Origin of the sequence: Stutzerimonas stutzeri, assembly GCF_000590475.1 — a bacterium.
Classification (GTDB): Bacteria; Pseudomonadota; Gammaproteobacteria; order Pseudomonadales; family Pseudomonadaceae; genus Stutzerimonas; species Stutzerimonas stutzeri_D.
This window is the reverse complement of sequence record NZ_CP007441.1, coordinates 488,633-500,941: the sequence shown is the minus strand read 5'-3', so window position 1 is coordinate 500,941 and position 12,309 is coordinate 488,633. Positions and strand designations below refer to the sequence as shown.

Genomic DNA, 12,309 nt, shown 5'->3' with positions numbered 1-12,309 from the left:
AGGGCTTATCGCCCCTGTTTCAATTGTTGTGCCGCCTGCTTGGCGAAATAAGTCAGGATGCCATCGGCGCCAGCGCGTTTGAAGGCTGTCAGCGATTCGAGGATCACCGCATCGCTCAGCCAGCCGTTCTGAATGGCCGCCATATGCATCGCATATTCACCGCTGACCTGATAGACGAACGTAGGCACGCGAAAGGCATCTTTGACGCGCCACAAAATATCCAGATAGGGCATCCCGGGCTTGACCATGACCATGTCGGCGCCTTCGGCCAAATCGGCACCCACTTCATGCAGCGCCTCGTCCCCATTGGCTGGGTCCATCTGATAGGTGTTCTTGCTACCTTTGCCCAGGTTTCCAGCTGAGCCGACCGCATCGCGGAACGGGCCGTAATAGGCGCTGGCGTACTTGGCCGAGTAGGCCATGATGCGCACGTTGTGGTGATCGGCGACTTCGAGCGCTTCACGAATCGCCTGGATACGCCCGTCCATCATGTCTGATGGTGCCACCACCTGGGCGCCCGCCTCCGCATGGGACAACGCCTGCCGGACCAGCGCATCGACGGTGACGTCGTTTTGCACGTAGCCGTGCTCGTCCAGTATCCCGTCTTGACCATGCGTAGTGAACGGGTCGAGAGCTACATCAGTGATGACGCCGAGTTCCGGGAAGCGTTCACGCAGTGCACGCGTCGCTCGCTGGGCGATGCCATCCGGGTTCCACGCTTCAGAGGCATCGAGCGATTTCTTCTCCAACGGGGTAACCGGGAATAGAGCCAGCGCAGGAATGCCCAACGCCACCCACTCTTCAGCCTCCCTCAACAGCAGGTCGACGGACAGTCGCTCCACACCTGGCATCGACGGCACCTGCTCGCGGCGGTTTTCACCGTCGAGCACGAACACCGGCAGAATCAGATCGTCCACGCTCAGCACGTTCTCGCGAACCAGCCGACGAGAAAACTCATCGCGACGGTTACGGCGCAAGCGAGTAGCGGGAAACAATCGATTGGCAGGAATGAAACTCACGACGGACTCCTGGCCCGCAAGGCGGGCGAATATGACGTTTATAGGCCGACTAAGTGACCAGATGATGACAGCGTCATCCACGGGCCACCGATTGCCGTCATTGTCGCCACCCAAGGCAGGCACTGCCAGTGCTTTGATCGACCAACCTTTGGATTAAAGCCTGTCGGCCGGCGTCTGCGCCGAATGAACACTCGTCACAATGGCGCATCCAACCATGCAAGGCACGGGCTTACCTTCAATCTCGTCAGGGATTAGCATCGAGAGCCTTCGCCCAGCTCTGTTGCTGGGCCGCTGACTTTGACCAGGAGTATCCAATGAACAGAAAAGTCGCCGTGATTCTTTCCGGCTGTGGCGTGTACGACGGCTCGGAAATCTACGAGAGCGTGATTACCTTGCTACGCCTGGATCAACGGGGCGCCACGGTCCAATGCTTCGCCCCCAACATCGAACAGATGCATGTGATTAATCACCTGACCGGCGATGAAATGCCGGAGAGCCGCAACGTGCTGATCGAGTCCGCGCGTCTGGCTCGAGGCGAGATCAAGGAACTGAGCGAAGCGAACGCCGATGACTTCGATGCGCTGATCATGCCGGGCGGGTTTGGCGCAGCGAAGAACCTCTCCGACTTCGCCACTCAAGGAGCCGGCTGCACGATTCTTCCTGAGGTGCTATCGGTTGCGCAAGCTTTCGCCACAGCCCGCAAACCGGTCGGCATGATGTGCATAGCACCCACCATGGCCGCACAGATCTTCGGACCCGGCGTGGTCTGCACGCTGGGGAATGATGACGATCCAGCCGCCGCTGCATCACGGGAAATGGGTGCCGAACACCAGGCATGCGAAGTCACGGAAATCGTCGAAGACTCCAAGTACAAGCTGGTAACGACGCCTGCTTATATGCTCGCGCAATCGATCAGCGAGGCGGCGTCAGGCATCTACAAAATGGTCGACCGAGTGCTTGAGCTTACCGGCAAATAGCTACCTTCCGCGTCGGCCTCCATTCCCGCGCCCAGACCTGGGCTGGAGGCCGTCCATGGCTATACGGCCAATCGTACCGGCGCACCCGCCGCGCCACTGGTCAAGCCGATCGCTCTCCGGCAGTTTGGCCTGATCTGCCAGGAAGCCATGCTCATGCCTCAGCACCCAATCGATACCATCGAAGAGCAACAACACGCCGTGCGTCAGCTCTTCGAGCGCATCCCATTCAATGAATACCTGGGCATCGAGCTGGACGAAGTGTCTCGCCAGCGCGTGGTGATGCATTTGCCGATGAAACAGGAGCTGGTCGGCAATTTCTTCCATGGCATTCTTCATGGCGGCGTTATCGCCTCGTTGCTCGATGTCGTCGGCGGTGCCATGGCAATGGTCGGAGCCTTCGAGAAGCATCAGCACCTGAGCACCGAGGAGCGCGCCTTGCGCCTCTCCCGCCTCGGCACTATCGACTTGCGAATCGACTACCTGCGTCCAGGACGAGGCAAGCGTTTCAGCGCCAGTGCAACCCTGTTGCGTTCCGGCAACAAGGTAGCGGTGGTTCGCTCCGAGCTGCACAACGAGGAAGGCGTGTTGGTCGCAGTGGGCACCGGCACTTATCTCTGCGGCTAAGCCCTGCTGGATGTCGGCCGCGCGCAGATGCCGAGCGTCGCATCGTCACCGCCCACGCTCGTCTAGCGAGCTCTGGCTCGCATCAGCTGAGTCAGCAGGCGATCCAACGCATTGGCGAACGCCTGGCGATCCCGCTCGCCATAGGCCGCCTGACCGCCACTGGCCTGGCCCTGTTCACGCAGGTCGGTGAACAGGTTGCGCACTGCCAAACGATCGCCCATGTTGCGCTCATCGAATTCGCGACCGCGTGGATCGAGCACAGCAACCCCCTTTTTGACCAGGCGATCAGCCAGCGGGACGTCGCTGCAAATCACCAGCTCGCCCGGCTGGGCATGATCGACCAGATAGTCGTCCGCCGCGTCCGGGCCACTCGGCACGACAATCAGCCGCACACAGGCGAAGGCCGGCTTGATCTGGCTCTGCCCCGCCACCAGTAGCACTTCGAATTTGCGTTTGAGCGCAAACTTGATCAGTTGCTCCTTCGCCGCCTTGGGGCATGCATCGGCATCGACCCATACCCGCAGCGGCTCGACCGCCGTCATACCACCGCCCGCCGTACCGTCGCCAGCAACGCCGCCGCGCCGGCGAACATGGCGGCGAAGCTGCGATTGACCAAACGCTGCTGGCGAGGCGTGCGTAGCAGTCGCAGCACCTTCGCCGCCAACCCGGTATAGCCGGCCATGACGATCAGATCGACCAGAACCATGGTGGCGCCCATGTGCAGGTATTGCAGCACCAGGTCTCGCTGCGGGTCTAGAAACTGCGGCAGCACCGCAAGAATGAACACGATGGCCTTGGGGTTGCTGGCATTGACCAGAAAACCGCGCAACACCAGCGTCAGCGGTCGGCCAATCGGCCTCGGCGCGGCACTGTCGTCGAGCATCGATGGCAGCGCCCTCCACTGCTTCAGAGCGAGCCACAGCAGATAGGCGACACCGAACCACTTGATCAGGCTAAAGGCCAGCGAGGAGGTCGCCAGCACCGCACCGACACCCGCTGCCACAACCGCGATCTGCAACGCCAGCGCAATCTGTAGACCGATGGCATTCCAGTAGCCACGCCAGAAGCCGTACTGCAAACCGCAAGACATCGAGGCGATCGCCCCGGCCCCCGGCGACAGGCTGATGATCCAACAGGCGACAAAGAAGGCAAGCCAGGTTTCAAGCGTCATGGTTGATCCTCCAGTAACCGCTGCGCCGGGTAGGCGCAGCGGACATACCGCCTCAGTCCGGCAGGTCCTTGCCGAGTTTGAGCGGGTCTTTCAGCTTGCGCTTCATCGCTTTGCGCATACGAATGTTGAGCGCTTCGACCCCTAGCGAGAACGCCATGGCGAAGTAAACGTATCCCTTGGGCACATGTGCACCGAAAGCCTCGGCCACCAGCAAGGTGCCCACCACGATCAGGAACGACAACGCAAGAATCTTCAGCGTCGGATGCTTCTCGATGAAGTCGCTGATGGTGCCCGCAGCGAGCATCATTACGCCGACGGCAATGATGATCGCCGCAACCATGACCGCGACGTTGTCCACCAGGCCAACGGCGGTGATCACCGAGTCGAGCGAAAACACAATGTCGATCACGGCAATCTGCAGAATGATGCCGATGAAGCCCGCCTTCACGGCGCCACCGGCTGAGCTTTCCGCTTCCTCTTCGCCCTCGACGCTGTGCCAGATTTCCATGGTGCTCTTGAACAGCAGGAACAGGCCGCCAAAGAACAGAATCAGATCGCGCCCGGATACACCATGTTCGAAGACAGAAAACAGCTCATTGGTCAGGCGCATCACCCAGGCGATCGACAGCAACAAGAGAATCCGCGTCACCATCGCCAGCGCCAGTCCGAAGAAGCGAGCCTTCGGCTGCTGTTCCTTGGGCAGCCGTCCGACGAGGATGGAAATGAAAATAATGTTGTCGATACCGAGGACGATCTCCAGGGCGGTCAGGGTCAGAAACGCGATCCATATTTCTGGATTGCTAAGCCATTCCATATTGTTTACTCGTGGGTGCTGTGAATGTGTGCCTGAATATCGGTTCCGCGCCAGCGACGCAGCACCTTCTGGAAGAACAAACTGTTGGGCACCTGGACAATCGCCGTGGTTCCACCCTCGCTGCTCTCTTCAAGCGTGGTGTACAACAGATTGATATCGATGACGCGGCCCTTGACGATGGGCTTGTCGGCGCTTTCCACCAATTCCACCAGATCGCCCAATCGAAACGGCCCGACGGCCATGATCAGCACGGCGCAAAGCAGGTTGGACAAAACGCTCCAGATAGCGAAGAAGGCGACCGCCGCCACGGCAACGAACCCGGACAAGGCGGTCCACAGCACGGTCGCTGACACGCCGAAGCGCTCAAGCACCATGATCAGCGCGCCACCGATGATCAACCAGCGAATACCGCCACGCAGGGGCAGAAGCAATTCAGGCGGAAGCGGATAATGACTACCGAGCCTTGTCAGCCCCCGAACCACCAGCCGCTGCAGCACAAAAGCGATCAACAGGATCAGCAGGACCTGCAGCCCAAGCAGCAAAGGGGCCCGCCATTGCTGGGAAAGAAACAGCAATGACTCGTTCATACGCTGCCCTCAAGCTGAACTTGCAAGGTTTCGAGCGCTTCCAGCGCAATCAGCCAGGCCTCTTCCAACTCGCCCTCACGCACCTTCAGCTCCGCCTGCGCGGCCAGCAATTCGCGCAATTCGTCCTTGCGCGCCGCCTCGTAGAGGGCGGTGTCCCCGAGGCGTTGCTCCACCACGGCAAGCTTTTCCTGGATCCCGGCCAGATCCTTTTCGAGTTTGTCTGCCTGCCGTTTGACCGGCGCCAGTTGCTGCCGCAGCGCAGCCGCCGCCTGACGCACGGCGCGCTTGTCGGTTTTGTCGCCGACCGGCTCGGCAGCATTCGCCGGCTGCTGACGGGCACGATAGTCCACCAGCCAGCGCGCATAGTCTTCGAGATCCCCGTCAAATGTGGCGACCCGCCCTTCTGCCACCAATAGAAACTCGTCGGTGGTGCTCTTGAGCAGGTGACGGTCATGCGACACCACCAGCACAGCTCCCTCGAAGTCCTGCAACGCCAACGTCAGCGCCAGGCGCATCTCCAGATCGAGGTGGTTGGTCGGCTCGTCGAGCAGCAACAGGTTGGGCTTGCCCCAGGCGATCAACGCCAGCGCCAGACGCGCCTTTTCACCACCGGAGAAGTTCAGGACCGGCTCGTCACAGCGATTGCCGCGAAAATCGAAACCACCCAGAAAATCGCGCAGAACCTGCTCGCGCTCACCCGGCGCGATGCGCTGCAAGTGCAACAGCGGGCTAGCCTTGGCATCCAGCGCGTCGAGTTGATGCTGCGCGAAATAGCCGATCACCAGATTTTCACCGCGCTGCAGACGACCGCTCAGGGGTTGCAGTTCGTTGGCCAGCGTCTTGATCAGCGTCGACTTGCCCGCACCGTTGGGACCGAGCAGCCCGATCCGCGCGCCGGGAACCAGCTGCAGCTTGACCTTGTCCAGCACCAGCTTGTCGCCATAGCCGAGACGGCCCTCGGCCAGATCCAGCAACGGGCTGGAGACTTTGTCTGCCTCACGGAACACGAAGTCGAACGGCGAATCGATATGCGCCGGGGCCAGCTCCTCCAGCCGCTCGAGCGCCTTGATCCGGCTCTGAGCCTGGCGCGCCTTGCTCGCCTTGGCCTTGAAGCGCCGAATAAAATCCTCCATGTGCTCGCGCTGCGCCTGCTGCTTTTCGAACGCCTGCTGCTGCTGAGCCAGGCGCTCGGCACGGGCTCGTTCGAATGCCGAATAACCACCGCGATAGAGGGTCAGCTTGCGTTGTTCGACATGCACCACGTTGCCGACCACCTCGTCGAGAAAGTCGCGGTCATGAGAGATGAGCATGAGGGTGCCTGGATAACTCTTGAGCCAGGCCTCCAGCCAGAGAATGGCATCCAGATCGAGGTGGTTGGTGGGCTCGTCGAGCAACAGCAGATCCGAAGGGCACATCAATGCCTGCGCCAGGTTCAGGCGCATCCGCCAACCGCCGGAAAAGCTGCTGACCGGAAGATCCATCTGCTCGTTGGCGAACCCCAGACCAGCGAGCAGCTTGCGCGCTCGAGCGTCGGCGGTATAACCGTCGGCATTGTCGAGTTCGGTATGCAGACGCGCCAATGCGGTGCCGTCGTGTGCAGCCTCGGCGGTCACCAGTGCGGCCTGAACACGGCGCAATTCGGTGTCGCCATCGAGGACATAATCGACGGCCAGGCGATCGAGCGTGTCGACCTCCTGGCGCATGTGGGCGATACGCCAGTCCGGCGGCAGTTGGCAGTTGCCGCCGTCAGCCGTGAATTCGCCGCGCAGTAGGGCAAACAGGCTGGATTTGCCGGCGCCATTGGCGCCTACCAGCCCGACCTTCTGGCCAGGATGCAGGGTCAGCTCGGCGCCTTCCAGCAGACGCTGGGGCCCGCGCTGTAGAGTCAGGTTCTGAAGTCGGATCATAATGGCGGCGGAGTTTATCAGGTCGCTCGGAAATCCATCCGGCTCTTACGAAAAAAACCGACGCTCATGACACGTAACGATCTATGGACGTTTGCCCTCGCCTGCTATGCGCAGCCTGATGTGGAGACGGCTTGCCTCGGACTGCAAACCGCGGGGGCAGATGTCTGCTTGCTATTGGCTGGCGCCTGGCTGGAGTGCCGCGGCATTGGCTGTAACGAGGCGCGGCTTGCGCAGCTGAAGGATATCAGCGATGACTGGCGGACTCAGGTCGTCGCGCCGCTGCGTAATCTGCGCCAGTGCTGGCGCGAGGCGGCCACTGCCGACAACGATCTGGCAGGTTTGCGCGCGCAGGTGAAGAAGCTGGAACTGCACGCAGAGAAAATCCAACTCAAGCGTTTGCAGGACGTTGCGCAGCATTGGCCGACGGCCCGAGAATCAACCGGCTGGCTAGAGCGACTCTGCGCCAACCTGGGCGGTGATACGCGCAGGCCGGTGGAGATACTGCGATGCGCGGCAGCGGCTCAGCTCGCAATCGGCGAGGACTGATCGGCTGTTTCGCGCCTGGAAGTGGCCGGCTTGCGCGCTGCCGGTTTCTTCGCTGCCGCGGGCTTGGCGGCTGTCGAAGCTGGTTTGGCGGGGGCAGGCTTGCCAGCCGTGCTGGCCGGACGCGCAGCACTCGGCGCTTTAGTCGCAGGCGTCTTGGCCTCGGCTGGCTTCTCCGCGGCGCTGGCTTTCGCGGCATCCGGTCTGGCGCGGCGGGCAGGCGAGCGCGCCGCACGTACAGGCGCCTTGCCTGAAGCTATGTTGCTACCTGCTGAAACATCGGCGGCAGGTTTGGCTGTATTGGAACCTGCTTTGGCTTTGCTTGCAGCTCGCGGGGTGGCAGGCTTTTCTCGTGACGCCAGGGCTTGAGCGGCGGCCTTTTCGACTTGGGTAACACCCTGGGCCAATTTCAGGCTTTGCTCCGCGTCGCGTTTTAGTTCAGCCAGATAACTCAGTGTTTCACTCTGCCGCGCCTGCAGCACGGCGAGGACGTCGTCCAGCTCAGCCAGTTTGGCGCGAGCCTTGGTCTGCGCCTTCGATTTGCCCGCATTACCGGCGTCATCAAGCTTGGCGCGCGCCTTGACGATCTTCTCCTGCGTCTTGCCCCGCTGTTTTTCGAGCTGGGCCAGCAGGACTTCGGCGTCCCTCTGTGCCTCGCCGCATGCCTTCTGCAGATGCACTACCAAGCTGTGCGAAAGCTGCTGCAGCAAGTGCAATGGAGTGCTTACGGGATTTTTCTTTGCAGGCATGAAGACGCCTCCTGGCGAGATGGATACTGCCATTACCGAACGATCCCCTGGCCTCTCTACAGACCACTTCCGAGGCTGCATGCGGTCACACACAACCGGACACTGGGGCCAGTGTCAGGCAGTAGCGGCGGTTTGCTTGTGCGCGGTATGGAGGACTTCGATCAGGCAATCCTCCAACTCGAAGCGCTCGTGTAATAACGGTCCCAGTCGCTTCAATTCGTCGGGCAAGCCTGGGCTGTTCAGACAATCGCCTTTATCACAGCGGTCATTGAAGGCCACCGCTACTTCGGTAATGGCTTCGATTCGAGGATAAATCTGGCGGGCAAGCTCGAGGCCGCGCTCATCACCAAACGCCTCGGCTTCGTTGAGCAGTTGCTCGTAGATTTCGAAATGACCGGCCGACACGTAGTCGAGCAGAATTTCGCAGAATTTCTGCAAGGCGGAACGGCTGGCAACAGCCTCACCGACATGCAATCCATCGAATGCGTTGATCAATGCATGGCGTTCTTGCAGCCAGCGGTCGATCAGCAGGTGCACACCTCCCCAGCGTTCCTGGGCGTTCCGACAGCTCTCGAGCATGATGACCTCACTTCCCTAATCGATGATGCCTGTTGCGCCTTCCGAGACGGTTATTGTCTTGGGATATCGGCCTTGGGTGAGTGGCAACGACGGACGGATACCGACGCTGCCAGAGCAGACTAAGCTGCGGCGGTCGAAGCATCAAGCAGCACAGATCAAAATTACTCCGCGCAATCGAACGTCCATCGCTTTGCCCAGGATCATTGACCGCCAAGCGCAGCGATCATTCGCTCACCCGAACAAAAAGCCTCAATCGCGTCGCAGCAGCTGCCAGAGGCAGAAAAATACCATTGCGATGAAGGCCAACAAGGTCCATTCAGGAATGCTCATGCCCAGCAATGTCCAGCTGACTTCGGCGCATTCGGCCGTGCCGTGGAGCACCAGCCGGGCAATCTCTTGGAACGGCAGCGCGTCCATCATGTACTCGAGACTGGGCAGGCAGCTCGGCAATTGGTCGGCAGGCATGTTCTGCAACCAGATCTGGCGAATGGCGGTTGCACCGCCTGCCACCGCGAACAGCAGCGCCAGAACCGAATATACGCGACGACCGGTTTTGTGCGGCCCGTGCAGCGCGCCGATCAGGCAGACCAGGCCGAAGCCGATCACGCAAATACGCTGGACGATGCATAGGGGGCATGGCGCGAGGCCGACCACATGCTCGAGATACAGTGCAGCGATCATCATCAGCACGCAGCCGATGAAGGCCAGAAGAAACAGCGAACGTGGGCTGGCCAGGTTCATGGTGACTCCGCAGACAGGAAAAGTTCGCTACGGTAGTGCTGCGCGCGGCGAGCTGCAAGCCATACGGAAATTGGCGCAACGGCACGGGATGGCCGTCACGCCACGTGCTCACTAATTGCTAGCCGCCGCTGACCGTCTGCAACTGGTTGCTGCTGGACTGATCGAGAAGCCCGAGCCCTTCCTGAAATAGGCGATTGCTACGCTCTTTGTCACCCAGTTGGGCCAACAAGCGCGCCAACTCGGCGCAGGTTTGCGGACGATGCTCGAGCTGCAGGCTCGCTTCCAGATAGTCGCGCGCCTTGCCCCAGAACTCGTTGCGAAGGCTCAGGCGGCCAAGCGCTAGCAGCAATTCTGGATTTCCCGGATGCGCCTTCAGCCAGGTCTCCGCGTGAGCTAATTGACGCGACGGCTCGCGTCCGCGAACGCGACCGTAACGCTCGATCAAAAGATTATCGAATTCGCGCTTGAGAGCGGCATACAGCACTTCCTCCGCCTTTTCCTCCGCGCCCAACCGGCTCAAGCCATCCGTATAGGCACGCACCAGCAGCGGCTCGCTACGCAACTTGTTCGGAACGGTCTGCCAGCATTGATTCAGCGCCTGCTGCGCAGCTTCAGCAGTTGCGGCTTGCACCTGCCCCACCTGTTCCAGGGCAGCGGTCCAGGCCAGCCGCTCCAGCTCATCCAACCGAGCGGGAGACAGCACGCGATGCTTGCGCAACTCTGGCAGCAGCCGGCAAAGGGCGCTCCAGTCCTGCAGCTGCACGTAGAGTTGCTGAAGCAAGGTCAGGACATAGGGATGCCGAGGATGATCGCTGTGCAATGCGTTCAGAGACTCACGCGCCGCATCGTACTGGCCCCGAGCAATCTGTAACTGGGCTTGTGTCAGACCAACAGCCAGGCCGGCTTCGGGTTCGCGCTCGCGCGCTTTGCGCAGCAACTCGTCACTTTGCTCATATTCGCCCAGCTCGCTCGCGGCCCGGGCCGCACCAAGATAATGCACCAGTGGCTGGCGATCATGCTCGGCGGCGATACGCAGGTGTCCGAGCGCATGCCCCCACTGACCCTCGGCCAGCTCCCGCAAGCCCGCGCGCGAGGCCTTGGCGACACGACGGGCCCGATGGCGCCGGGACCAGGGATTGACCAGCGCGCCGGACGTATGAAGCAATCCGATCACCCAGTGAACCACCATTGCCAGCAGCCAGAGACAGGCGATCAAGCCCAGGAATATCCAGAAACTCGACTCGTAGCGAAAGCGGTCATAGCTGATCAGCACGTAGCCGGAGTCCTGGTAAATGGCCCAGCCGAAAAAGCCGGCCACCGCCAGCAGGATAAGAACAACAAAGGCGAGTCGCTTCATGTGCGCAGATCCCCTTCGGCCGCCTGTTCGGCCTCGCCGGCCGGCTCATTGCGTTCAGCAGGCGCGGCAGGTTCGCTGTTCTGGGACGACTCACGCTTTTGCACATAGGCCTGCATGGCCTGCAGCGCCGGCGCCAGATCCGGCAGGTTGACCGCAACCTGCCGCTTTGCAAGCTGCTCGATGCGATCACGCAGACCGCGGCTCTGGCCGTTCTCCTCGCTGAAGTGATCTTCGATCAACCGGGCAGCCTGATCCAGCGATTGTCGATAGACCTGTTCGTTGCCATTGAGCACCGCCCACTGCGCCTGTTCGATGGCCAATGATAGGGCGAGCCGGACCTGCGCCAGGCTCTGGCCGGCCAGCAGTGGTTTGACATCGGTACCCGCATTGAAATCGATCCGCACGTAGCGCGTCAGCTCATCCAGCCATTGCCGCCAGCGACTTTCGCCCTGCATATCTGGCTCGCCTGGGCCGTTTTCGAATTCTGGGGCCAGGCCGCTGAGCTGATTGGCTTGACCACGCAATGCGCCTAATTGCATGAACAAGCCAGTCCTGTCCAGATCCGGGAGACTGCGCAACGCTTCGAGCCCCTCCAGCAGTTTCTGCCGGGCGCCGTACGCCCCCGGATCGTCCTGCTTGCGCAGAATCAGGTCAGCTTCGGCAATCAGCAATTGCGCACTGTTCACGTCCTGCATCGCCGACAGGCGCAACATCGCCATACGCAACAGGTGCTCGGCCTCGGCCAGGCGCCATTGTTCACGGCTGGCCCCGAGAACCTGCTCCACCCGCCCCGAGAGCCGCTGCTGATCGCTTTGCAACTCGGACAACAAGCGCCGCCGGTCTTCAAGCTGCTCCGCCGAAGGCAGCTGTTCCAGCCGCCCGAGGCGGCTGTCCAGTTGTTGACTGCGCGCGTCCAGCTGACTCGCCTGGTCACGCGCCGCCTGCGCCGTATCGAGCTGCTGGCGCCCCTGCTCGGCCATCTGCTGAGTCTGCCAGACGCTGTAGCCTCCAGCAGCCAGGCCGGCCAGGCCGACCAATAAAGCCAAGCCGGCCAGCGCCTTGCCGCCGCCGCGGGAGTCGGACGTAGCAACAGGGGACGTTTTGGGCGGCGGAGCCTTGGGGGGCTCTTTCGAATCTCTCTTATTCTCTTTCTCGACGGGCTTCGGTGGGGTGACGGGATCGCTGCCCGTGGGTTGTTTCGCTGCCTTATCGGAATCTGCTTCGCTCACGTTTCCATCCTT

General features: G+C 61.2%; 14 protein-coding genes. 3 read left to right on the top strand and 11 right to left on the bottom strand.

The genetic code is table 11. The features are described 5' to 3' along the window. Positions 1 to 5: 5 nt before the first annotated feature. Positions 6 to 1,019 carry a porphobilinogen synthase gene (hemB, locus tag CH92_RS02360; RefSeq protein ID WP_025240200.1) on the bottom strand — a complete coding sequence of 338 codons (1,014 nt, stop codon included), beginning with the start codon at positions 1,017 to 1,019 and terminating at the stop codon, positions 6 to 8. Positions 1,020 to 1,333: 314 nt separating this feature from the next. On the opposite strand from hemB, the gene elbB reads away from it, so the two are divergent. Both elbB and CH92_RS02350 read left to right on the top strand, forming a co-directional pair. Beyond that, positions 1,334 to 1,996, top strand: coding sequence for an isoprenoid biosynthesis glyoxalase ElbB (gene elbB / locus CH92_RS02355; protein WP_025240199.1), 663 nt, complete (start codon positions 1,334 to 1,336; stop codon positions 1,994 to 1,996). 153 nt (positions 1,997 to 2,149) lie between these two features. Continuing rightward, on the top strand, positions 2,150 to 2,620 hold the full coding sequence (locus tag CH92_RS02350; RefSeq protein ID WP_025240198.1) for a thioesterase family protein: 471 nt from the start codon (positions 2,150 to 2,152) through the stop codon (positions 2,618 to 2,620). Between the two features lie 62 nt (positions 2,621 to 2,682). On the opposite strand, the gene CH92_RS02345 is transcribed toward CH92_RS02350, so the two are convergent. Genes CH92_RS02345 through CH92_RS02325 form a run of 5 tightly spaced genes read right to left on the bottom strand, consistent with a single transcriptional unit; the run spans position 2,683 to position 7,099 of the window. Beyond that, the gene (locus tag CH92_RS02345; protein ID WP_025240197.1) at positions 2,683 to 3,144 is read right to left on the bottom strand and encodes a YaiI/YqxD family protein; all 462 of its coding nucleotides are present in this window, start codon (positions 3,142 to 3,144) and stop codon (positions 2,683 to 2,685) included. A gap of 14 nt (positions 3,145 to 3,158) precedes the next feature. Next, positions 3,159 to 3,791 carry a LysE family transporter gene (locus CH92_RS02340; protein ID WP_025240196.1) on the bottom strand — a complete coding sequence of 211 codons (633 nt, stop codon included), beginning with the start codon at positions 3,789 to 3,791 and terminating at the stop codon, positions 3,159 to 3,161. A 52-nt stretch (positions 3,792 to 3,843) separates the two neighbouring features. Further along, positions 3,844 to 4,605 carry a TerC family protein gene (locus CH92_RS02335; protein WP_025240195.1) on the bottom strand — a complete coding sequence of 254 codons (762 nt, stop codon included), beginning with the start codon at positions 4,603 to 4,605 and terminating at the stop codon, positions 3,844 to 3,846. 5 nt (positions 4,606 to 4,610) lie between these two features. Beyond that, the gene (locus CH92_RS02330) at positions 4,611 to 5,192 is read right to left on the bottom strand and encodes a mechanosensitive ion channel family protein (RefSeq protein WP_025240194.1); all 582 of its coding nucleotides are present in this window, start codon (positions 5,190 to 5,192) and stop codon (positions 4,611 to 4,613) included. Continuing rightward, on the bottom strand, positions 5,189 to 7,099 hold the full coding sequence (locus CH92_RS02325; RefSeq protein WP_025240193.1) for an ATP-binding cassette domain-containing protein: 1,911 nt from the start codon (positions 7,097 to 7,099) through the stop codon (positions 5,189 to 5,191). Before CH92_RS02325 ends, CH92_RS02330 begins: the two co-directional genes overlap by 4 nt. A 66-nt stretch (positions 7,100 to 7,165) precedes the next feature. Between CH92_RS02325 and CH92_RS02320 the strand changes: the two genes are divergently transcribed. Beyond that, a complete protein-coding gene (locus CH92_RS02320; protein WP_025240192.1) occupies positions 7,166 to 7,645 on the top strand; it encodes a TIGR02444 family protein in 480 nt (159 codons plus the stop codon). On the opposite strand, the gene CH92_RS02315 is transcribed toward CH92_RS02320, so the two are convergent. The 5 genes from CH92_RS02315 to CH92_RS02295 all read right to left on the bottom strand — a co-directional run bounded on the left by CH92_RS02315 (position 7,621) and on the right by CH92_RS02295 (position 12,297). Continuing rightward, positions 7,621 to 8,391, bottom strand: a complete 771-nt coding sequence (locus CH92_RS02315; protein WP_025240191.1) for an AlgP family protein — start codon at positions 8,389 to 8,391, stop codon at positions 7,621 to 7,623. The genes CH92_RS02320 and CH92_RS02315 overlap by 25 nt on opposite strands. A gap of 114 nt (positions 8,392 to 8,505) precedes the next feature. Continuing rightward, on the bottom strand, positions 8,506 to 8,970 hold the full coding sequence (locus CH92_RS02310; RefSeq protein WP_025240190.1) for an Rsd/AlgQ family anti-sigma factor: 465 nt from the start codon (positions 8,968 to 8,970) through the stop codon (positions 8,506 to 8,508). Between the two features lie 249 nt (positions 8,971 to 9,219). After that, the gene (locus CH92_RS02305; protein ID WP_025240189.1) at positions 9,220 to 9,711 is read right to left on the bottom strand and encodes a disulfide bond formation protein B; all 492 of its coding nucleotides are present in this window, start codon (positions 9,709 to 9,711) and stop codon (positions 9,220 to 9,222) included. Positions 9,712 to 9,829: 118 nt separating this feature from the next. After that, positions 9,830 to 11,068 (bottom strand): heme biosynthesis HemY N-terminal domain-containing protein, encoded by a 1,239-nt coding sequence (locus CH92_RS02300; RefSeq protein ID WP_025240188.1) that lies wholly within the window; start codon positions 11,066 to 11,068, stop codon positions 9,830 to 9,832. Then, entirely contained in the window at positions 11,065 to 12,297 is a 1,233-nt protein-coding gene (locus tag CH92_RS02295; RefSeq protein WP_025240187.1) for a uroporphyrinogen-III C-methyltransferase, read from the bottom strand. Before CH92_RS02295 ends, CH92_RS02300 begins: the two co-directional genes overlap by 4 nt. Positions 12,298 to 12,309 lie beyond the last annotated feature (12 nt).